The organism is Perlucidibaca piscinae DSM 21586 (assembly GCF_000420045.1).
GTDB lineage: Bacteria > Pseudomonadota > Gammaproteobacteria > Pseudomonadales > Moraxellaceae > Perlucidibaca > Perlucidibaca piscinae.
In genome coordinates this window covers 533,517-552,061 of sequence record NZ_ATUE01000005.1, presented here as the reverse complement: position 1 = coordinate 552,061, position 18,545 = coordinate 533,517, and the positions used below count along the sequence as shown (strand labels likewise).

Sequence of the window (18,545 nt, the reverse complement as noted above, 5' to 3'; positions counted from 1 at the left end):
CGGCGGGCGCGAATTATAGTGGCCGCACCGGCCAGGATATTGATATTTTCTGCCAATCACCCCATTCAGCGAGTGCCTCATGCGGCATTGGGACTTTCCGCGCTCCAGCGCCAGCGTGCAGATCCTGCTCGAACTGGCGGCAGCGCACGGGCTGGATCCCGCGCGCTGCCTTGAAGGCACGCGTCTGACGCCCGCCCTGCTCGCCGATCCGGCCCTGACCCTGGAAGCCGGCGAAGAGCTGCAGGTAGCCCGCCACGTGCAGCAGCAGCTTGGCGAGAACAGCTGCCCCGGCCTGCAGGCCGGTCTGCGCTACCACCTCAGCAGCTACGGCATCTGGGGCTTCGCCCTGCTCAGCAGCCAGACCCTGCGCAGCGCCATCGAGCTCGGACTGGGCACCATCGAGCTGACCTTCGCCTTCTGCCGCATCAGCGCGGAACCCGACGGCAGGGACCTGCGCCTGATCATTGATGCCGACGACCTGCCGGCCGACATGCAGCGCTTCATGATCGAGCGCGAGCTGGCCGCCATCCAGACCATACAGCGCGAGCTGTTCGCCAGCCCGCTGCCGATGGCGCAGATCGAGCTGACCTTTGCCGAGGACCAGCGCCGCGCCTGCTACGCCGAGGTGCTGGGCGAGCAGCTGCGCTTTGGCGGCAGGCGCAACACCACCGTCATCCCCGGCAGCCTGCTCGATCTGCCCCTGCCCCAGGCCAATCCGGTCACCGCCAGCTTCTGCATGAAGCAGTGCCGTCTGCTGCTGCAGCAACGCCGTGCCCGTACCGGCGTGGCCGGCCAGGTCCGCGACCAGCTGCTGCGCGAACCCGGCCGCATTCCGGCCATGCAGGAGGTTGCCGTCAGCCTGCACCACAGCCTGCGCAGCCTGCATCGTCATCTGGCGGCGGAAGGCACCTCGTTCCGTACCCTGGTCGACGAGGTGCGCGTGACCCTGGCCGAGGAACTGCTTGGCACCCACCACCTCAGCGTCATGCAGGTCGCGGAACGCCTGGGCTATGCCGAGCCGGCCAGCTTTCTGCATGCCTTCCGGCGCTGGAAAGGCATGACCCCCAGCCAGTGGCAGACGCAGGCGCATGCAGACGCCGGCACAAAATTTCGGCATTTGCGTTGAAGCGCATCCCGGGTTCTGGTATAAAACGCGCCCTTGCTGTCAGCCGGCTTTTTCGTCGGCGTCGCATCGCCGCACGGGGCGGCGAACAGAATTGCATCGCGGAGACGAGAAATGTCCAAGGTTTGCCAGGTTACCGGCAAGCGTCCGATCGTTGGCAACAACGTGTCGCACGCCAACAACAAGACGAAGCGCCGCTTCGAACCGAATCTGCACTACCACCGTTTCTGGCTGGAAAGCGAGAAGCGTTTCGTGCGTCTGCGCGTGACCACCAAGGGCATGCGCACCATCGACAAGCTGGGTGTGGATGCCGTCGTGGCTGATCTGCGCGCCCAGGGCGTCAAGGTTTAATAGCCGACACGGCTGAGGAGATAAGACCATGCGTGACAAGATCCGTCTGGTGTCGACCGCCGGTACCGGCTACTTCTACACCACCACCAAGAACAAGCGCACCATGCCGGGCAAGATGGAGATCAAGAAGTTTGATCCCAAGATTCGCCAGCACGTGCTGTTCAAGGAAGCCAAGATCAAGTAATTGATCGGCAACCGCGAGAAAGCCCGGCCAGTCCGGGCTTTTTTGTGCCCGCTCGCCGGGGGCTGCTACGGCGCCACGCGCATCCTATACTCGGCGCTCTCCGCCGTTTCCGGATGCCGATGATGGACCCGAACACCACCTCCTGCCTGAATGCCTTCGACACGCCGGACACCCTGGCCTGGCGCTGGCGTCAGGGTCGCCTGCAGCCGGTCACTGCCGTGGACCGGACCACCCTGGCCAGCCTGCTCGGCATCGAGCGCCAGAAGGAGTTGCTGCGGCGCAACACCGAACAGTTCGTGCGCGGCCTGCCCTGCAACCATGCCCTACTCACCGGCGCACGCGGCACCGGCAAGTCGACCCTGGTCAAGGCCCTGCTCAATGCCTACGCCGACCAGGGATTGCGCCTGATCGAAGTGGCTCCGCATGACCTGGCCGAGCTGCCGGACATCGTGGCACCGCTGCGTGGCCGCCCCGAGCGCTTCATTCTCTATGTCGACGACTTCTCGGTAGCCAGCCAGGACCCGGCCCTGATCGCGCTCAAGACCGCCCTCGACGGCGGCATCGAGGAGGCCGCCGACAACGTGGTGATCTACGCCACCAGCAACCGTCGCTTCCTGATGCCGACGCTGCAGGCCGACAACCGCGAATACCAGTGGATAGACGACGAGGTGCATCCGGGCGAATCCACGGAAGAGAAGATCTCGCTGTCGGAGCGCTTCGGACTCTGGCTCTCGTTCCTGGCATTCAATCAGGATGACTACCTGATGCTGGTGAGGCATCATCTCCAAGCGCTGAACTGCCCGGAGTGGAATGACAGCGTGCGCGGCGAGGCCTTGCGCTGGGCGCAGACGCGTGCCTCGCGCAGCGGCCGCGTGGCCCGGCAATTCGCCCGTGATCATGCCGGACGCCAGCGCCTGAACACCCCCTGAAAACCTGCCGACCCAAGGATGCACATGGCCTCGCAACGTCCGCCCGGAACACGCTTCAACGCCAGCAGCAGCGAGCAGGAACTGCTCGCCGGCCTGCGTGCCAATGACCACGACGCCTACCATGAGGCCATGCGCCGTCATGGTGGCGCGATGCTGGCCGCCGCCCGTGCCGTCTCCGCCCGCCATGCCGAGGATGCCGTGCAGGATGCCTGGATCTCGGTGCATGGCGCCATCGCCCAGTTCGAGGGCCGCTCCAGCCTGAAGACCTGGCTGGTGCGCATCACCATCAACAAGACCTACAACCATCTGCGTCAGCAGCAGCGCGAAGTGTCGCTGGAGGGCCTGGAAAGCGAACACGATCCGCTCGCCAACGCCTTCGTCGAAGGCGGTCGTTTCGGCATGCACTGGGCCGTGCAGTTCCAGCGCTGGACCGACGACACCCCGGACGCCCTGCTGCAGGCGCATGTCCTGCAGGACTGTCTGGAACACCACATGGACGATCTGCCGGAGGGTCAGCGCATGGCGCTGGTGCTGAAGGACATCGAAGGACTGTCGCCTGCCGAAATCTGTAACACGCTGTCGGTTTCTCCGTCCAATTTCCGTGTGCTGCTGCACAGGGCACGGATGCGCATCTTCACCATGGTGTCGCGCTACGAGGAGACGGGAGAATGCTGAACTGTCGCGATGTCGGCACCAATGCCACCGAGTTCCTCTGTGGCGCCCTGCCCTGGCGCGTCAACCTGCAGGTGGTCTGGCACCTGATCCAGTGCGGCAACTGCCGGCTCGCGGTGATCCAGGTGCTGACCATGCTGCGGGCGCTGGGGCGACGCCCGGCGAAACCGGCCAGCGAGGAGCAGATCCAGGCCTGGCTGGCCGCACTCCGGCATGAGCACGGCCCGCACGACCACGACCATTCACACTGACGGCGGCCGGCGCAGCCAGCGCGCCAGCCACCAGTCCAGGCTGACGTAACGGCCACCGCCGAGCACGACCAGTGCCAGCAGCATGACCGCGTAGGTGACGGCAAACTCGATGCCGTTGTTGAGAATGACGAAGGAGCCGCTGGCCGTCAGCCAGTCATAGTTGCCGTGGGCCTGGAGCAGTTCCCGCGCACGATCGAGGCGCTCCGCCGACGCCAGCACCTGGGCGTTGGCAAACGGCGCCCCCGGGTCGGCGATGGCCTGCCAGCCGTTGTCCAGATGCACGGTGATCGCCGCGACCGCCATCGTCACCAGCAGCGGCAGGCAGATCCAGCGCGTCGCCAGCCCGGCCGCCAGCAGCAGCGCCCCCGCCAGCTCGGCGGCCGTCGCCAGCGCTGCCATCAGCCAGGGCAGCGGCAGGCCGAGGCCATGATCGACATCGCCGAACCACTGCACCGTGTCCTGGAAATTCAGAAACTTGGTGGATCCAGCCATCCAGAATACCGGCACCAGATACAGCCGCAACGCCAGCGACGGCAGGCCGTCGAGATGACGCAACGGGGTCAGCTGACGGCTCAGCCAGGCATCGATTCCACGCAGGTGACAGGTGATCATGGGGCAGCTCCCGGCTTGAAAGTCATCGTGTTACCGTTATGACGCGATTGCCGCCACGGCATTACAGAAAAAAAGAAGTCGACACGCTGTAACAGACCACGCCATCCGCGCATCCAATCACTGAGCGCGGCAGGCAGATCCGGTCGCGACGCCCCCACCCCGAGGAATTGATCATGAATACGCTGAAGACCCTGACTCCGATCGCCGCCATGCTCGCCCTGTCCGTTGCCAGCGTGGCCCAGGCCGCCCAGGCGCCGTCCCCGATGCCGGAAATCACCGCCAACCACCATGCCGAAGGCAAGTGTGGCGAAGCCAAGTGCGGCGGCAAGAAGGCCGCTGAAGGCAAGTGTGGCGAAGGCAAGTGCGGTGCCGACAAGAAGGCCGCCGAAGGCAAGTGCGGTGAAGCCAAGTGCGGCGCCGACAAGAAGGCCCCGGAAGGCAAGTGCGGTGAAGGCAAGTGTGGCGCCGGCAAGTAAGCCATGAACGACGGGTTGCGTGATTTCCGGCCGCCCGTCTCGGGCGCCGGCCTCGGTCTTCGTCGCGATTTCCTGCGCGACCTGGACCGGCAGCCGGCGGCCGACCTCCCCGACTTCCTCGAGATCGCACCGGAAAACTGGATGCATCTCGGCGGGCGCTATGCCCGCGACCTGCGCGCCATCAGCGAGCGCCATCCCCTGCTCTGCCATGGCCTGTCGCTGTCGATAGGCGGGCAGGCACCGCTCGATGCCGACTTTCTGCAACGCCTGCGCGCGTTTCTCGATGAGCACGGCGTGCGCGCCTATTCCGAACACCTGAGCTACACCGGTGACCACGGCCATCTCTACGACCTGCTGCCGCTGCCGCTGACCGAGGCCGCCGTGCGCCACGTGGCGGATCGCGTCAGCCGCGTCCAGGACGCGCTCGGGCGCCGCCTGATCCTGGAAAATGTCTCCACCTACGCCCTGCCGGCCACCGACATGAGCGAGGCCGACTTTGTCCGTGCCGTGCTCGAGCGCGCCGACTGCGAGCTGCTGCTCGACATCAACAACGTCTACGTCAACAGCATCAATCACGGCTTCGACGCCGAGACCTATCTCGACAGCCTGCCCGGCGAGCGCATCCGCTACCTGCACATCGCCGGACACTACGTGGAAGCCGAGGACCTGCGCATCGACACCCACGGCGACGATGTCTGCGATCCGGTCTGGGCCCTGCTGGACAGCGCCTACCGGCGCTTTGGCGTACGCCCCACGTTGCTCGAGCGCGACTTCAACATCCCGCCGCTGCCCGAGCTGCTGCTGGAGGTGACGCGCATTCGCCAGGCCCAGACACGGGCGACCCGTCATGACTGAGTCACTGGCCGAGCTGCAGCGGACATTCACGGCCTGGCTGCGGCGCCCCGGACAGGCGCCGGCGCCGGCAGGCATCGAGGCGCGCCGGCTCGCCATCTACCGCGACCTGCTGTTCAACAACGTGATGACCTTCGTCGACAGCGCCTTTCCCGTCGCGCTGGCGCTGCTGCCGGCAGCGCTGACGGCACGCCTGAAACAGGAATTCTTCGCCAATCACGCCTGCCAATCGCCGTATTTCACCGACATATCGCTGCATTTCCGGGAATATGTCGAGAGTCTGGACTGGCCCGAACTGACCCGGGCGCCATGGCTCACCGAACTGCTGCACTACGAATGGGTGGAGCTGGCAGCCGACATCAGTCCCGCCCCGCCCTCGGACACGACCGGCCAGCGCATGCTCGCTGCGGACGACCTGGACGAGGGCCGCCAGCCTGACCTGCGGCTGGCGGCACCGACCTGGGCACTGGCCTACCACTGGCCGGTGCAGCGCTGGCGGCGCGACACCGATCCGTCCAGTCTGGCACCGGAGGACAGCTGCCTGGTGCTGTGGCGGGATGCCGACGAGCAAGTCCAGGTGCTGACCGTGGAACCGCTGGCCGCCTGGCTGGTCGAGCAGCTGACCAGCGCCCGTGCCGGCACCGGTCCGTGTCCGGCAGCGCTGGCCGGACAACTCTGCGCCCTCACGCCGGGACTGGACATGGCCACCGCCGAGACGGCCTGTCGACGTCTGCTGCAAGGCCTGCTGCGGTCCGGCCTGCCGCTCCGCACGGGCACCTGAACACGGCCGCCTGGACATCGCCGCCCGGGCATCAGGCGACGCTCACCCTGCGCGACCACTGGACAGAACGCGGCCGGCACGCTGCAATGCCGCCATGCCTGAACTTCCTGAAGTCGAAACCACCCGCCGCGGCATCGCGCCGCACCTTGAAGGTCGTCGCATTGCCAGCCTGCAAGTGCGCGAGTCGCGCCTGCGCTGGCCGGTGCCCGACGATCTGCCGGCACGCCTGGCCGGCCAGCGCATCGCGCGCATCGACCGGCGCGGCAAATACCTGCTCATGGTAGTCGATGACGGCCAGGTGCTCTGGCATCTGGGCATGTCGGGCAGCCTGCGCCTGACCGGCGCAGACGCGCCTCGCAAGACGCACGACCATCTGGTGCTGAAGCTGACCGAGCCCGATGGCAGGCCGGCAGCGCTGGAGCTGCGCTTCCACGATCCGCGCCGCTTCGGCTGCTGCCTGTGGCTGGAGGGTCCGGCCGACGCCCACCCGCTGCTGCGCGACCTGGGCCCGGAGCCGCTGTCGGAGACATTCACCGATGAACATCTGTTTCGTCTGAGCCGGGGCCGCCGGACACCCGTGAAATCCTTTCTGATGGACAGCCATGTCGTGGTCGGCGTGGGCAACATCTACGCCAACGAGGCGCTGTTCCGGGTCGGCATCCACCCGCTGCGCGACGCCGGACGCATCAGCGCGACCCGCTATGCCGCGCTGTCACAGGCCGTGCGCGACATCCTCGGCCATGCCGTGCAGCGTGGCGGCACCACCCTGCGCGACTTCGTCAACGGTCATGGCGAACCCGGCTATTTCCAGCAGGAGCTGGATGTCTACGGACGCGCCGGCCAACCCTGCCGACGCTGCGCGAAAGCGCTCACGGAGGTGCGCCTGAGCGCGCGCAGCACCGTGTACTGCACGCACTGCCAGCGCTGAGCGTCACAGGCTGAGCTGGTTGCGGCCCTCGCGCAGGCTGACGCGGCGACCGTCGCTGAGACTGAGCACGGCGGCCCCGTCGCTGACGACATCGATGACCAGCGAGCGGTCACGCAGACAGGTCGCCGTCACGTCCACCACGGCCGCGGAAACATTGCGCAGGCTGCCGCTCAGTCTGGCGGCAGGGGCCAGCGGCGTGCTGCCGGTGATCAGGCGCTGCAGGGCCACCCAGGGCACCGGATCCGCGCCGGCATCCTGGCCATCGGCGAAGACCGGCTCGCGCCCGCCACACCCCGGTGCCGACAGATCGGCCTCGGCCTCGCCGCCGGAGCGCGAACGCAGACCGGACAGCCAGTAGGCGCGGTCGTGCACAATGGCGTATTCCGGGTAGTCGAAACGCGGATCGAAGCGGTAGGTCACCCGCGCCGGCGCACGCACCCGGCGCCAGTCGGCACTGGCGGCCGCTTCCTTGCGCCAGTCATCCAGCGCCATGAAGGTCAGGTGCTCCGAGACCGGGTGCAGATAGAGCCGGAACGGCACGCCGGCGGCCTGCAGGCGCTGCCCCAGCGCCAGCGCCTGATTGACCTGGACCAGCTCGTCCGCACCGCTGTACAGGTTGGCGCTCGGCAGATGACGGAAGTTGCCCACGTAGTTCAGCACGTTCTCGTAGGACGACGATGCCGTGATGGATCCTGCCGTCTGCGACAGCAGCGGCGTCAGCACGCTGTCCTTGAGCAGGGTCAGGCCGGCATCCAGCGGCGTGCCGGTATCCGGCGCATTGGTCAGACTGCCCGTGAAGCCCACCCAGTTGACGATGCCGGCGAAGCGGTCGGGATAGGCCGCCGCCAGGTGCATGGCGCCAAAGCCGCCCATGGAATAACCGGACGAGATCACGTGCTCGGGGTCGATGCGGTAGCGGCGCTGGATGTCGTCCATCACGTCCAGCACGTCGCGCTCCGACAGACCGCTGTAGAAGCCGTAGGGACCACGCCCCAGCGGGGCAACGAGAATGCGGCCCTGGGCGTCGCCAAAGCGCGCCTGCATGTTGGCCTGGTTGATCTGGCTGGCGTGATTGGCCTCGCAGCCGTGCATGACCACCTGCAGGCCGCGCGCAGACGCGCTCGCCGTGGTGCCGGCCGGCGGTACGTAGACCCCGTAGGGCTGGTACTTGCCGAGGAAGGCGAAGGACTGCTCGCAGAAGCCCTGGCTGGTGCCGTCACGACCCGGCACGCCGGTCAGCGCAACACCCTCGCCGAGGCTGTAGGCCGAGGTGTAGACACGCTGATGGAAGCCGACAGGCAGCGGCGCGGCCCGTGTCACGCGGTTGCGCAGGTCGGCCACGCGGACCTCGGCGGCAAAGGCGGAGATGTCACCCGCAGCGAGCGCGGCCGCCTGGCGATCCTCCCACCAGTTGCCGGCGGTGAGCTGGTTGGCAGCACCGTCCGCACGCGCCTGCTCGTCCGTGCCCCGGAAGGCGACGTTCATCACCGTGCCATCCTTCTGCGCCACCACGGCCTGCACACGCCAGACCGTACCGGCGGGAACCGGCAGTCGCAGCTGCAGACGGTTGCGCTGCGGATCGCCACTGGACGCTACCCGCAACACCTCCCAGCCGCGGCTGGCAACACGCAGCGGCGACCAGGCTCCGCCGCCGGTGGCGGGGTTGTTGTCGGTGTCGATGGCGATGCCGAGGCGGGCGTCATCGGCATTGAACAGCGTGTTGAGCTCGGCGGTGGCGACCAGCTCGCTGCCGACGATGGCCAGATCCAGACGCACCAGGTCGGCGGTGTTCTGCAGACCGGCCGGGTAGGCGACATCGCCCGCGGTCGGGGACAGCAGGCCGGGGTTGGTGGCCAGCGGGTTGCCGCGCAGACCGGCCCGGGTAAACAGGTTGGTGACCAGGCCGTTGTCTGCCCCGTAGTCGTCGTAGACATAGTCGCGGTAGATCAGGGTACCCTCGCAGAGCTCGACGCTGCCCGCCACCCAGGCGCTGCGGTTGCAGGGGTCGTCACGCGCGATGTCCGGGGCCGGCGGGGTCACGCCGGGCGAGCCGATGTCGTCCTCGCTGCCACAGGCAGCAAGCAGGGTGCACAGCAGGAGTGTTCCGATGCGGAGAGTGGCCATGAATCTGCCCGTCTGTCTTGTTGTTGTCGAGGGTCGGGTCGCTGGCTGTCGACCTTTCGTGGTTTGAGTGTACCATCGGACACTTCCTGCGCGGATGCTACAAGGAACCTGCATGCATACCCGAGTCATCTACCCCGGCACCTTCGACCCCATCACCAACGGCCACAAGGACCTGGTGGAGCGTGCCTCGCGCCTGTTCGGCGAGGTCATCGTCGCCATCGCCGCCAGCGAGAAGAAGAAGCCCCTGTTCAGCCTCGACGAACGTGTCGCGCTGGCCTCGGAAGTGCTCGCGCACCTGCCCAACGTGCGCGTGGTCGGCTTTGACAAGCTGCTCTCGTTCTTCGTCCGCGACATGGGTGGCAACGTGGTGCTGCGCGGCCTGCGCGCGGTGTCCGACTTCGAGTACGAATTCCAGCTCGCCAACATGAACCGCCAGCTCAACAGCGAGTTCGAGACCGTGTTCCTGACCCCGTCCGAGCACCTGTCCTTCATTTCCTCCAGTCTGGTGCGCGAGATCGCCATTCTCGGCGGCGATGTGCGCCAGTTCGTGGCACCGGAAGTGGCCGAGGCCTTCGTGCGCCGCCTGGGCCACGCGCCCCGACAGACCTGACACGGCCGTGAGTTCCCGCCCATGACCCTGAAGATCACCGACGAATGCATCAACTGCGATGTCTGCGAACCGGTGTGTCCGAACCAGGCCATCTTCATGGGCGAGACCATCTACGAGATCGATCCGTCACGCTGCACCGAATGCGTCGGGCACTTCGACACCCCGCAGTGCGTGACGCTGTGCCCGGTCGACTGCATTCCGGTGGACGATACGCGCCCGGAAACCCGTGACCAGCTGCTGCGCAAGTACGAGCAGCTGACACGCGCTGCCGGCAAGTCACTGGCCATCGCCCTGCTCGGTCTGTCCAGCCTGTTCGGCAGCCTGACCCTGCCGGCCCTGCTGCTGCCCGCGTCGGCAGAGGCCGCCATGGCCCACGCCGCACCCCGGCCAGGCTGGCTGCAACGCGGCAAGGCCTCCTTCTACGCCAGCCATTTCGCCGGCAAGCGCACCGCCAGCGGCGAACACCATGACCCGGACGAACTCACCGCTGCCCACCGCACCCTGCCCTTCGGCACCCGCGTGCGAGTCACCAATCCGCGCAACGGGCGCAGCGTCGTGGTCACCATCAACGATCGCGGCCCCTTCCACGGCAAGCGCATCATCGATGTGTCACGCGCAGCCGCCCGCAAGCTGGGCCTGATCAAGGCAGGGGTCGGCGACGTCACCCTGTCGCACCCGGACAGCCGCCAGCCGCACTGAACCACTGACAGCAAAAAGCCGCGCCCCCGTCTCCGGATGGCGCGGCTTGCGCATTGCCGCCCCGGCTTACTTGCCCAGGAACAGCTTGTCGATCAGGTTGTGCACGGTGCGATTGAACGGCGGCAGGATGTAGCGTACGGAGTAGAACTTCGGACGCGCCAGCACTGCCTTCATGTTCGAGTAGGTCTCGAAACCTTCCTTGGCATGGTAGCGACCCATGCCGGACGGGCCGACACCACCAAAGGGCAGGTCATCGACACCGACATGCGTGACCACGTCATTGATGCCGACACCGCCGGAATGGGTGTGGGTGATGACGTATTCGGCGCGCGCCTCGTCGTAGTCGAAGTAGTACAGGGCGAGCGGACGCGGACGCGCGTTGACGAACTCGATGGCCTGCGACAGCGACTCGACCTCGAGAATCGGCAGGATCGGGCCGAAGATCTCGTTCTGCATGATCAGCATGTCCGGGGTGGCACCGATGACCAGTGTCGGCGGAATCTTGCGGGTGTTCTCGAAGCGCTCGTTGGCCGGATTGATCTCGATCACGCGCGCGCCCTGGGCACGGGCATCGTCGAGGTAGGACTGGATGCGCGTGTACTGCTTGTCGTTGACGATGCTGGTGTAGTCGGCATTGGTCAGCAGCGACGGGTACATCTTGCTGATCTGCGCGGTGATGGCGATCACGAAGGCATCGGTCTTGCCACGCGGCATCAGCAGATAGTCCGGAGCCACGCAGGTCTGACCGGCGTTCCAGCACTTGCCGAAGGCGATGCGCTCGGCGGCATCGGCAATCGGGTAGGACTCATGCACGATGGCCGGCGACTTGCCGCCCAGCTCCAGCAGAACCGGTGTCAGGTTGCTGGCGGCGTTCTGCATGATGGTGCGGCCGACATTGGTCGAGCCGGTGAAGGTGATCTGGTCGAACGGCAGGTGGCTGAAGGCCTCGGAGACTTCGCCCTTGCCCGTGATCACGGCCACGCAATCCTCGCTGAAGGCTTCGGCGAGCATGCGCTTCAGGGTCTCGCCCAGGCGCGGGGTGAAGCTGGAGGTCTTGATCATGACGCGGTTGCCGGCGCTGAGCGCGCCAACCAGCGGGCCCAGGGCCAGGAAGATCGGGTAGTTCCAGGGCACCACGACACCCACCACGCCCAGCGGCTGCGGCACCACGCGCGCACTCGCCGGGGTCGCCAGCAGACCGGAGTGACGGCGCTGCGGCTTCATCCAGCCGACCAGGTTCTTGCTGGAGTACTTCACCGCTTCCAGCGAGGTCAGCACTTCGGCGATCTTGGTCTCGGTCTTGGAGCGGTGGCCGAAATCCTGGCTGACGGCGTCGCAGAGATCATCCTGGAACTTGAGAATGACATCCTTGAGGCGGCGCAGATTGGCCAGACGCTCGTTCGACGACGGCATCGGGCGCAGGGCATAGGCGGCCTGCTGCGACTGGAAGATGCGCTGCATGTCAGCGACCTGGGGATTCTGTGCAGCGAGCTGGGAAATGTACGCAACCATGTTGACCTCGACCATGAAAGCCGGCTGAAAAGTGGCCGGATACCTTGTGCGCCCTTTTTAGAGCATTTACTCTAGGCCGTCAATCCATGCATGACCAATGGCAAACGGACACCCAGTGAAGACACGCGACCGCATCCTGCTCAAGAGCCTGTCCCTGTTCAACGAACAGGGCGAGCGCCTGGTCACGACCAACCACATTGCCGCCGCCCTCAACATGAGCCCCGGCAATCTGTATTACCACTTCGCCAACAAGGAGGCGATCATCTTCGAGCTGTTCGGTCAGTACGTCCGTCTGATGCAGGAGCAGCTCACCCTGCCCGACGACCGGCCGATCAGCCAGCCCGACAAGATCGCCCTGTTCGAGGCCGTGCTGTCCCTGCTCTGGCAGTACCGGTTCCTGCACCGCGACATGACCCATCTGCTGTCCGAGAACGACTCCCTGCGCGACAGCTACCGGCTGTTCGCGCACGGCGTGCAGCAGGGTCTGCGCCGCGTCTATCAGCGCCTCAGCGAGTCGGGATTGTTCGAGGCCAGTGACGAGGACGTGGATGCCCTCATCATCAACATCTGGATCGTTGCCACCAGCTGGAGCAACTTCCTCGCCAGCACGGGCTTTTTCGGCTCCGACGGCACCCTGACCGAGGACCTCATGCGCCGGGGCATCTACCAGGTCATCTGCCTGGAGGCGCCCTACCTGCGTGGCGAGGCCGCACGCGGGCTGGGCGACCTCAAGGCCAGTTACAGCAACGGCTTGCGGGGCTGAGCCTGGGTCTGGTCAAAGCGCTTGAGCATGACCTGGAGAAAGTCCGGGATGCGCGACTCCAGGTAATAGATGGGCTCGCGCCAGGACGGCCCGGCCGAGACAAAGCCGACATGACCGCCGCGCTGGGACAGCTCGAAGTAGACATGAGGCGACAGCTCGCGCCGCTTGGGCGTGCTGTCCTCGCTCAGGAAGGGATCATCGGCAGCCTGCAGCACCAGCGTCGGCACCTCGATGCGCGACAGTGACTGACGCGGGCTGCAGCGGTCGTAGTAGTCCTGGGCGCTGTCGAAGCCGTGCAGGCGCGCCATCAGGATCTCGTCATAGTGACGGAACGAGGTGAATGGCCCCGGTGCCAGACACTGGCGGATGAACGCCGCCGTTTCCACGTCGCCGAGCGTCGCCAGCCGCTTGGCCTTGGCCTGCCAGGTCTTGTAGAGCTCGCCCAGCAGGTGCTTGCGGTACAGGCGCGACAGGCCCTGGTCCAGCCGGTCGGCGCAATCGCCCAGTGACAGCGGCACCGACACCGTGGCGGCGGCAAACAGCTGCGCCGGTATGGCCTCGCGCACCAGGCAATTGAGGGTGATGGCACCACCCAGCGAATAGCCGACCACGGCCACCGGAACACCCGGGTAGCGCTCGCAGACTGTGTACAGCACGTCCGCCAGGTCATCATGGGCACCGGCATGGTAGGCGCGCGGCGTGTCATTGGGCTGGCCCGTGGCGGCGCGGCAGTTCATCGCCACGCTGGCCCAGCCGAGACGGTCGAGCGCGTGCTGCAGACCGACCACGTAGGGCGAGCGGCTGCTGCCGGTGAGGCCGTGCACGATGATCACCAGCGGCTTGCCGGACTCGGCCCAGCGCTTGGGCAGGCGCCAGTCCAGGCACAGCCAGTCGCCGTCATGCAGCGCCAGACGCTCGCGCACCCTGGGCAGCGAGCGCAGACGACGCAGCAACGCCGGATACAGCGTCTGCAGATGGCCGTTGCTCAACCACCACGCCGGCTGGAACACCCCGCGGGTCATGCCGGGGGTAAACCGGGGCTCACTCAACATCCTGCGCATCCTCTACCTCTCCGTGAAACAACAGCGCGTGCACCAGACCGGCACGGGTCTGGCGATGCAGACGCCAGCCCGGCGGCAGCACCAGCGTGTCCGGTGCCTGCTCGGTTTCCACGTACAGCCACTGGTCAGGCACCAGCCAGCCGCGATCATGCAGCAAGGCGATGGCCTGGTTGGGCAGATTCTGATGAAAGGGCGGATCCAGCAGAACAATGCCATAGGGCACGGCCGGAGCCGGTGCGCGCGCCAGCCAGCGCAGGCTGTCCTCGCAGATCACCGAGCAGCCGTCCGCCTGCAGATCGCTGGCCGCCTGACGCAGACTGGCCGCCTGCCGGGCATCACGCTCGAGCAGGGTCAGGCTGGCCGCCCCGCGCGACAGCGCCTCGAAACCCAGCGCGCCACTGCCGGCGAAGAGATCCAGGACATGCCGGCCGGGCACCTCGAACTGCAGCCAATTGTACAGCGTCTCGCGCACCCGGTCCGGGGTCGGTCGCAAGCCCTGCACATCCTGGAAGCGCAGACGCCGGCTGCGCCAGCGGCCGCCAATGATGCGCAGCTCGCGGGTACCGCCACGACTCATGGCGCCACCGCCTCGCGCGCTGCGGCGGCTTCGGCAGCCGGCGCGCGCACCGGACGGCTCTCGGCGGTCGCCGGTGCCGGACCGACCGTCACCACCAGCATGCGGTCGGGGTGCAGGCGCCGCGACACGGCATCACGCACCTGCTCCGGGGTGACGGCAGCCAGGCGGCTCAGGTACTGGTCCAGATAGTCGCCAGGCAGTCCGTAGAAGGCCATCAGGCCGAGATAGGAGGCCAGCTGGTCGTTGCTGGCCAGATACCGCGGGAAGGACTGCATCAGGTTCTGCTTGGCCCGCGCCACCTCGGCAGCAGCAGGCCCCTCCTGCACGAAGCGCCGGAGCAGGGACTGGGTCAGCTCAAGCGCGGCCTCGGCCTGATCGGCGCGCGTCGAGAAGGCGATCTGGAACGGTCCCGCCTCGCGCATCAGGGCAAACTGGCTGGATACCCCGTAGGTGAGTCCGCGCTTTTCACGCAGCTCGCGCATCAGCAAGGTGCCGAAGCCGCTGCCGCCGAGCAGCTCGTTGGCCACCGTGAGGGCGTAGTAGTCGGGATCCTGGCGGCTGATGCCGACCTCGCCGAGAATCACGTGCACCTGCTGCGAGGCAAAGTTCTCGTGATGCCGGATCGCCTTGGTCAATGCCGGCACCGGTGGCAGCGCGGGCGCAGGCTGACCTGCCGGCAGCTGCACGGACACCTGCCGTGCCAGCACCTCGGCGTCGGCCAGCGGCAGATCGCCGACCAGCACCAGAACCGCGTTCTGGCGACTGAAATAGCGGCGATGGAACGCGCGAATGTCCTCGATGCGCATGCGCTCGATGGCGGCGGCCAGCCCGCCCGGCGGGTTGGCGTAGGGGTGGTCCCCGTAGAGCTTCTGGAAGAACAGCAGACCTGCCCGCCCGGCCGGCGACTGCTGACGCTGGCGCTGGCCGATGCGCATGGACTCCTGCTGACGCAGCCAGTCCTGCTCGGTCAATGCCGGCCGGGACGCCACCTCGGCCAGCAGCGCCATCGCCGCGTCTCGCACGCCCGGCTCGCTGAGCACGCGCAGCTGCAGCATGGCCATGTCCCGGAAGGAGCTGGCCGAGAATACGGCACCGAGCTGCTCGAAACCTTCGGCCACCGCCTGCGCATCACGCACCTCGGTACCTTCATCCAGCAGCGATGTCAGCGCCGTGGCCAGTCCCGGCTGACTGCCGTCGCGTGCCGCGCCGGCATCGTAGATCAGGCGCGCATCAAGCATGGGCAGCTGTGGCGTGTGCAGCCAGGCCACCCGCAAACCGTCCTCGGTCACCCACTGGCGCAACGGCACATGCACCGACGCCGGCTGCAAGCGCCGCTGCAGCAGGGGCTTTGCCGCCTCCACACGGGTCAGCGACAGCAGCGGCCCGGAGCTGACCGGAGCATCTGCCACGCTGGCCGGCGCCGGCCAGGGCAGGCTGATCATGAGTGCCGACAGCAGCACCCGCCAGTGACGCATCATGGCTGCTCTCCTTCCGGCGCGGATGCAACGGATGCCTGCGGTGTCAGCAGCACGGACGTCATGCGCGCCGGCACGGCATAGCGACGCGCGACATCGCGTACCTGCTCCGGCGTGACCTCGCGCAAGCGGGCCGGATAGGTCACCGGCGTGTCCAGGCGCAGGCCATGCGAGGCCAGTTGGCCATACAGCCGCGCCTGATCGGCGACCCGGTCACGCGCAAAAATGTCGCTTGCCATGACGTTGGCCAGAACACGGCGGATTTCCTCGGGGCTGACCAGCTCGTTCTGCAGCAGGGAGATCTCGCCCAGCAAGGCATCGCGCACCGCCTCCAGCGCCTGGCCCTCGCCCGGCACCGCCGTCAAGGTGAACAGGGTGTCGCCACGCGCCAGCACGTCATAGCCGGACCGGATGGCCGCCGCCTTGCCCGTGCGCACCACGCGCTGCTCCAGGCGGGAGCTCAGGCCTTCGTCAAGTACGCCCGCCAGCACCCGCAATGCCGGCACATCCGCCGCGCCGACGCGACTGCTCAGCGACGGCCAGTTGAAGCCCAGATACAGCGTCGGCACCTTGCCCGGCAGGCTCAGCCGCAGCTGGCGCTCGCCCGGTTCGGGCAGCTCCTCGACCGGCACCCGTGACGGCAGCACGCGCGCACGCAGCTGGCCGAACGCCTTTTCAGCCTCGGCGCGCACGGCATCGACCGTGACCGCGCCTGCCACCACCAGCACGGCATTGTTGGGGGCATACCAGCGCTGGTACCAGTCACGGGCATCGGCCAGGGTCAGACGCTCGAGATCACGCATCCAGCCGATGATCGGGGTGCGCGAGGGGCTGCTGGGATAGGCCATGGCCTTGAAACGCTCGTAGGCCAGCGCCTGCGGATTGTCGTCGGTGCGCAGGCGACGCTCTTCCATGACCACCTGCAGCTCGCTGAGGAACTGGCGCTCGTCGAAGCGCAGCCCCTGCATGCGATCCGCCTCCAGCGCCAGCGCAAGCGCGAGCCGGTCAGCGAGGTGATCCTGGTAATAGACGGTCTGGTCATCACTGGTGAAGGCGTTGTCATCACCGCCGAAATGCGCCACCAGACGGGAAAACTCGCCGACGGGAACGCGTGCCGTGCCCTTGAACATCAGGTGCTCGAGGACATGGGACAGACCGGTCTTGCCGACCGGCTCGTCGCTGGAGCCGACGCCGTACCAGACCTGGGTGGCAAGCACCGGGGCGCGATCGTCAACCAGCACGATGACACGCAGGCCGTTGGCCAGGGTGAACTCGACCGGGGCAACCGCTGGAGCGGGCGCAGCCGCTGAACGATCCGCCGGCGCCGGCGCCCCGGCAGCGAACACGCTGCCTGTCGACAGCACGACTGCCAGCAGCAGCAGGCCATGCCGCAGCCCGGCACACGCACCCCGCCTGCCAGCCATCATCCTGCCCTGTCGCCCCATGCCCATCCCCTTCGCAATCCTGACTGAGCAAGCTAACTGCTGTTCTGCCGGCGCGTTGACAAGGGTGGTAGCATAGCGCATCCCGCAGGGGCCGCCATGGGCCCCGCCAGCCGCGAGCAGAACCCGGAATGACGATGGCAGAAGACACCACCAGCGACAGTGGCACGGGCGGCTTTCTCAGCCGCATGAAAACCGGTCTCAGCAAGACCCGCAAATCCTTCAGTGCCGGCATGGCCACCCTGCTCATCGGCGCCAAGGAAATCGATGACGAGCTGCTCGAGGACATCGAGACCCAGCTGCTGGTCGCCGATGTCGGCGTGGATGCCACCCGGCGCGTCGTCGACGCCCTCACCGAGCGCGTTTCGCGCCAGGAGCTGCTGCACTCGCACGCCCTCTACGAGTCGTTGCAGAAGGAGCTGTCGGAGCTTCTGGCACCACGCCAGGAGCCGCTGATCATCAACAGCATGCACCGCCCCTTCGTGATCCTGGTGGTGGGCGTCAACGGCGTCGGCAAGACCACCACCATCGGTAAACTGGCACGACGTCTGCAGCGTGAAGGCAAATCGGTGATGCTGGCGGCCGGCGACACCTTCCGCGCCGCCGCCGTCGAGCAGCTGCAGGTCTGGGGCGAACGCAACAACGTGCCGGTGGTGGCGCAAGGCACCGGTGCCGACTCCGCCTCGGTGCTCTTCGATGCCTTCCAGAGCGCCAGGGCGCGTGGCATCGACGTGCTCATCGCCGACACGGCCGGCCGTCTGCACAACAAGAATCACCTCATGGACGAGCTCAGCAAGGTGGTGCGCGTGCTGCAGAAGATCGATCCGCACGCGCCGCACGAAGTCATGCTGGTGGTTGATGGCGGCACCGGCCAGAATGCGCTCAACCAGGTGCGTGACTTCGACCAGGCGGTGAAGCTCACCGGCCTGGTGGTGACCAAGCTGGATGGCACCGCCAAGGGTGGCGTGCTGTTCAATATCGCGACCCGCACCCATCTGCCGATACGCTACATCGGCGTGGGTGAAGGCGTGGATGATCTGCGACCCTTCGTCGCATCGGAATTCGTGGAAGCCCTGTTCGACGAAACGCGCTGAGCGCGCGCGTCCGGGCCCCAAGGGAGAAC

Annotated in this window: 19 protein-coding genes and 3 pseudogenes; 15 read left to right on the top strand and 7 right to left on the bottom strand. The window is 66.9% G+C overall.

Annotated features, from left to right (window positions below; all coding sequences use genetic code 11):
• Positions 1 to 79: 79 nt before the first annotated feature.
• The 6 genes from F595_RS0102740 to F595_RS0102715 all read left to right on the top strand — a co-directional run bounded on the left by F595_RS0102740 (position 80) and on the right by F595_RS0102715 (position 3,510).
• Entirely contained in the window at positions 80 to 1,126 is a 1,047-nt protein-coding gene (locus F595_RS0102740) for an AraC family transcriptional regulator (protein WP_022955341.1), read from the top strand.
• Positions 1,127 to 1,237: 111 nt separating this feature from the next.
• The gene (gene rpmB / locus F595_RS0102735; RefSeq protein WP_022955340.1) at positions 1,238 to 1,474 is read left to right on the top strand and encodes a 50S ribosomal protein L28; all 237 of its coding nucleotides are present in this window, start codon (positions 1,238 to 1,240) and stop codon (positions 1,472 to 1,474) included.
• A gap of 28 nt (positions 1,475 to 1,502) precedes the next feature.
• Positions 1,503 to 1,658 (top strand): 50S ribosomal protein L33, encoded by a 156-nt coding sequence (gene rpmG, locus F595_RS0102730; RefSeq protein WP_022955339.1) that lies wholly within the window; start codon positions 1,503 to 1,505, stop codon positions 1,656 to 1,658.
• 119 nt (positions 1,659 to 1,777) lie between these two features.
• The gene (locus F595_RS12415; protein WP_228126940.1) at positions 1,778 to 2,587 is read left to right on the top strand and encodes an ATP-binding protein; all 810 of its coding nucleotides are present in this window, start codon (positions 1,778 to 1,780) and stop codon (positions 2,585 to 2,587) included.
• Between the two features lie 24 nt (positions 2,588 to 2,611).
• Complete coding sequence (locus tag F595_RS0102720) at positions 2,612 to 3,262, top strand: RNA polymerase sigma factor (protein ID WP_084682817.1); 651 nt, start codon at positions 2,612 to 2,614, stop codon at positions 3,260 to 3,262.
• On the top strand, positions 3,256 to 3,510 hold the full coding sequence (locus tag F595_RS0102715; RefSeq protein WP_022955336.1) for a hypothetical protein: 255 nt from the start codon (positions 3,256 to 3,258) through the stop codon (positions 3,508 to 3,510). The genes F595_RS0102720 and F595_RS0102715 overlap by 7 nt, the downstream gene beginning before the upstream one ends.
• On the opposite strand, the gene F595_RS0102710 is transcribed toward F595_RS0102715, so the two are convergent.
• The gene (locus F595_RS0102710) at positions 3,502 to 4,107 is read right to left on the bottom strand and encodes an HvfX family Cu-binding RiPP maturation protein (RefSeq protein ID WP_407635945.1); all 606 of its coding nucleotides are present in this window, start codon (positions 4,105 to 4,107) and stop codon (positions 3,502 to 3,504) included. The genes F595_RS0102715 and F595_RS0102710 overlap by 9 nt on opposite strands.
• Before the next feature lie 188 nt (positions 4,108 to 4,295).
• Between F595_RS0102710 and F595_RS0102705 the strand changes: the two are divergent.
• The 4 genes and pseudogenes from F595_RS0102705 to mutM form a co-directional block, all read left to right on the top strand.
• Positions 4,296 to 4,586: pseudogene (locus F595_RS0102705) on the top strand (HvfA family oxazolone/thioamide-modified RiPP metallophore); the annotation flags it as partial.
• A 15-nt stretch (positions 4,587 to 4,601) separates the two neighbouring features.
• Positions 4,602 to 5,453 (top strand): HvfB family MNIO-type RiPP peptide maturase, encoded by an 852-nt coding sequence (locus F595_RS0102700; protein ID WP_040567941.1) that lies wholly within the window; start codon positions 4,602 to 4,604, stop codon positions 5,451 to 5,453.
• Positions 5,446 to 6,231, top strand: coding sequence for an HvfC family RiPP maturation protein (locus F595_RS12410; protein ID WP_022955332.1), 786 nt, complete (start codon positions 5,446 to 5,448; stop codon positions 6,229 to 6,231). The genes F595_RS0102700 and F595_RS12410 overlap by 8 nt, the downstream gene beginning before the upstream one ends.
• A gap of 94 nt (positions 6,232 to 6,325) precedes the next feature.
• Positions 6,326 to 7,159: a bifunctional DNA-formamidopyrimidine glycosylase/DNA-(apurinic or apyrimidinic site) lyase gene (gene mutM / locus F595_RS0102690; RefSeq protein WP_022955331.1), complete on the top strand. Its 834-nt coding sequence runs from the start codon at positions 6,326 to 6,328 to the stop codon at positions 7,157 to 7,159.
• Positions 7,160 to 7,162: 3 nt separating this feature from the next.
• On the opposite strand, the gene F595_RS0102685 is transcribed toward mutM, so the two are convergent.
• On the bottom strand, positions 7,163 to 9,283 hold the full coding sequence (locus tag F595_RS0102685) for a prolyl oligopeptidase family serine peptidase (protein ID WP_022955330.1): 2,121 nt from the start codon (positions 9,281 to 9,283) through the stop codon (positions 7,163 to 7,165).
• A 112-nt stretch (positions 9,284 to 9,395) separates the two neighbouring features.
• Here F595_RS0102685 and coaD point away from each other — a divergent pair, with 112 nt between their 5' ends.
• The 3 genes and pseudogenes from coaD (at position 9,396) to F595_RS14755 (ending at position 10,592) form a co-directional block, all read left to right on the top strand.
• On the top strand, positions 9,396 to 9,893 hold the full coding sequence (gene coaD, locus F595_RS0102680) for a pantetheine-phosphate adenylyltransferase (RefSeq protein ID WP_022955329.1): 498 nt from the start codon (positions 9,396 to 9,398) through the stop codon (positions 9,891 to 9,893).
• A gap of 21 nt (positions 9,894 to 9,914) precedes the next feature.
• Positions 9,915 to 10,163: pseudogene (locus F595_RS14760) on the top strand (YfhL family 4Fe-4S dicluster ferredoxin); the annotation flags it as partial.
• A 96-nt stretch (positions 10,164 to 10,259) separates the two neighbouring features.
• The gene (locus F595_RS14755) at positions 10,260 to 10,592 is read left to right on the top strand and encodes a septal ring lytic transglycosylase RlpA family protein (protein ID WP_169446945.1); all 333 of its coding nucleotides are present in this window, start codon (positions 10,260 to 10,262) and stop codon (positions 10,590 to 10,592) included.
• A 66-nt stretch (positions 10,593 to 10,658) separates the two neighbouring features.
• On the opposite strand, the gene F595_RS0102670 is transcribed toward F595_RS14755, so the two are convergent.
• Positions 10,659 to 12,104, bottom strand: coding sequence for a coniferyl aldehyde dehydrogenase (locus F595_RS0102670; RefSeq protein ID WP_040568044.1), 1,446 nt, complete (start codon positions 12,102 to 12,104; stop codon positions 10,659 to 10,661).
• Positions 12,105 to 12,219: 115 nt separating this feature from the next.
• On the opposite strand from F595_RS0102670, the gene F595_RS0102665 reads away from it, so the two are divergent.
• Positions 12,220 to 12,867 (top strand): TetR/AcrR family transcriptional regulator, encoded by a 648-nt coding sequence (locus F595_RS0102665; RefSeq protein ID WP_022955327.1) that lies wholly within the window; start codon positions 12,220 to 12,222, stop codon positions 12,865 to 12,867.
• Here the strand turns inward: F595_RS0102665 and F595_RS12400 are convergent.
• From F595_RS12400 to F595_RS0102645, 4 genes are read right to left on the bottom strand one after another with little or no spacing between them, the layout of a single operon-like run.
• Positions 12,843 to 13,919, bottom strand: coding sequence for a hydrolase (locus tag F595_RS12400; RefSeq protein ID WP_169446921.1), 1,077 nt, complete (start codon positions 13,917 to 13,919; stop codon positions 12,843 to 12,845). The genes F595_RS0102665 and F595_RS12400 overlap by 25 nt on opposite strands.
• Positions 13,909 to 14,505 carry a 16S rRNA (guanine(966)-N(2))-methyltransferase RsmD gene (rsmD, locus tag F595_RS12395; RefSeq protein ID WP_022955325.1) on the bottom strand — a complete coding sequence of 199 codons (597 nt, stop codon included), beginning with the start codon at positions 14,503 to 14,505 and terminating at the stop codon, positions 13,909 to 13,911. Before rsmD ends, F595_RS12400 begins: the two co-directional genes overlap by 11 nt.
• Positions 14,502 to 15,983 (bottom strand): M16 family metallopeptidase, encoded by a 1,482-nt coding sequence (locus F595_RS12390; protein WP_022955324.1) that lies wholly within the window; start codon positions 15,981 to 15,983, stop codon positions 14,502 to 14,504. Before F595_RS12390 ends, rsmD begins: the two co-directional genes overlap by 4 nt.
• Entirely contained in the window at positions 15,980 to 17,407 is a 1,428-nt protein-coding gene (locus F595_RS0102645; protein WP_022955323.1) for a M16 family metallopeptidase, read from the bottom strand. Before F595_RS0102645 ends, F595_RS12390 begins: the two co-directional genes overlap by 4 nt.
• Before the next feature lie 119 nt (positions 17,408 to 17,526).
• On the opposite strand from F595_RS0102645, the pseudogene ftsY reads away from it, so the two are divergent.
• Positions 17,527 to 18,516: pseudogene (gene ftsY, locus F595_RS12385) on the top strand (signal recognition particle-docking protein FtsY); the annotation flags it as partial.
• Positions 18,517 to 18,545: the final 29 nt, after the last annotated feature.

Coding starts and splice junctions, on each gene's coding strand:
- F595_RS0102740 (WP_022955341.1), top strand. CDS start 80: ATGCGGCATTGGGACTTTCCGCGCTCCAGCGCCAGCGTGCAGATCCTG.
- rpmB (WP_022955340.1), top strand. CDS start 1,238: ATGTCCAAGGTTTGCCAGGTTACCGGCAAGCGTCCGATCGTTGGCAAC.
- rpmG (WP_022955339.1), top strand. CDS start 1,503: ATGCGTGACAAGATCCGTCTGGTGTCGACCGCCGGTACCGGCTACTTC.
- F595_RS12415 (WP_228126940.1), top strand. CDS start 1,778: ATGATGGACCCGAACACCACCTCCTGCCTGAATGCCTTCGACACGCCG.
- F595_RS0102720 (WP_084682817.1), top strand. CDS start 2,612: ATGGCCTCGCAACGTCCGCCCGGAACACGCTTCAACGCCAGCAGCAGC.
- F595_RS0102715 (WP_022955336.1), top strand. CDS start 3,256: ATGCTGAACTGTCGCGATGTCGGCACCAATGCCACCGAGTTCCTCTGT.
- F595_RS0102700 (WP_040567941.1), top strand. CDS start 4,602: ATGAACGACGGGTTGCGTGATTTCCGGCCGCCCGTCTCGGGCGCCGGC.
- F595_RS12410 (WP_022955332.1), top strand. CDS start 5,446: ATGACTGAGTCACTGGCCGAGCTGCAGCGGACATTCACGGCCTGGCTG.
- mutM (WP_022955331.1), top strand. CDS start 6,326: ATGCCTGAACTTCCTGAAGTCGAAACCACCCGCCGCGGCATCGCGCCG.
- F595_RS0102685 (WP_022955330.1), bottom strand. CDS start 9,283: ATGGCCACTCTCCGCATCGGAACACTCCTGCTGTGCACCCTGCTTGCT.
- coaD (WP_022955329.1), top strand. CDS start 9,396: ATGCATACCCGAGTCATCTACCCCGGCACCTTCGACCCCATCACCAAC.
- F595_RS14755 (WP_169446945.1), top strand. CDS start 10,260: ATGGCCCACGCCGCACCCCGGCCAGGCTGGCTGCAACGCGGCAAGGCC.
- F595_RS0102670 (WP_040568044.1), bottom strand. CDS start 12,104: ATGGTTGCGTACATTTCCCAGCTCGCTGCACAGAATCCCCAGGTCGCT.
- F595_RS12400 (WP_169446921.1), bottom strand. CDS start 13,919: ATGTTGAGTGAGCCCCGGTTTACCCCCGGCATGACCCGCGGGGTGTTC.
- rsmD (WP_022955325.1), bottom strand. CDS start 14,505: ATGAGTCGTGGCGGTACCCGCGAGCTGCGCATCATTGGCGGCCGCTGG.
- F595_RS12390 (WP_022955324.1), bottom strand. CDS start 15,983: ATGATGCGTCACTGGCGGGTGCTGCTGTCGGCACTCATGATCAGCCTG.
- F595_RS0102645 (WP_022955323.1), bottom strand. CDS start 17,407: ATGATGGCTGGCAGGCGGGGTGCGTGTGCCGGGCTGCGGCATGGCCTG.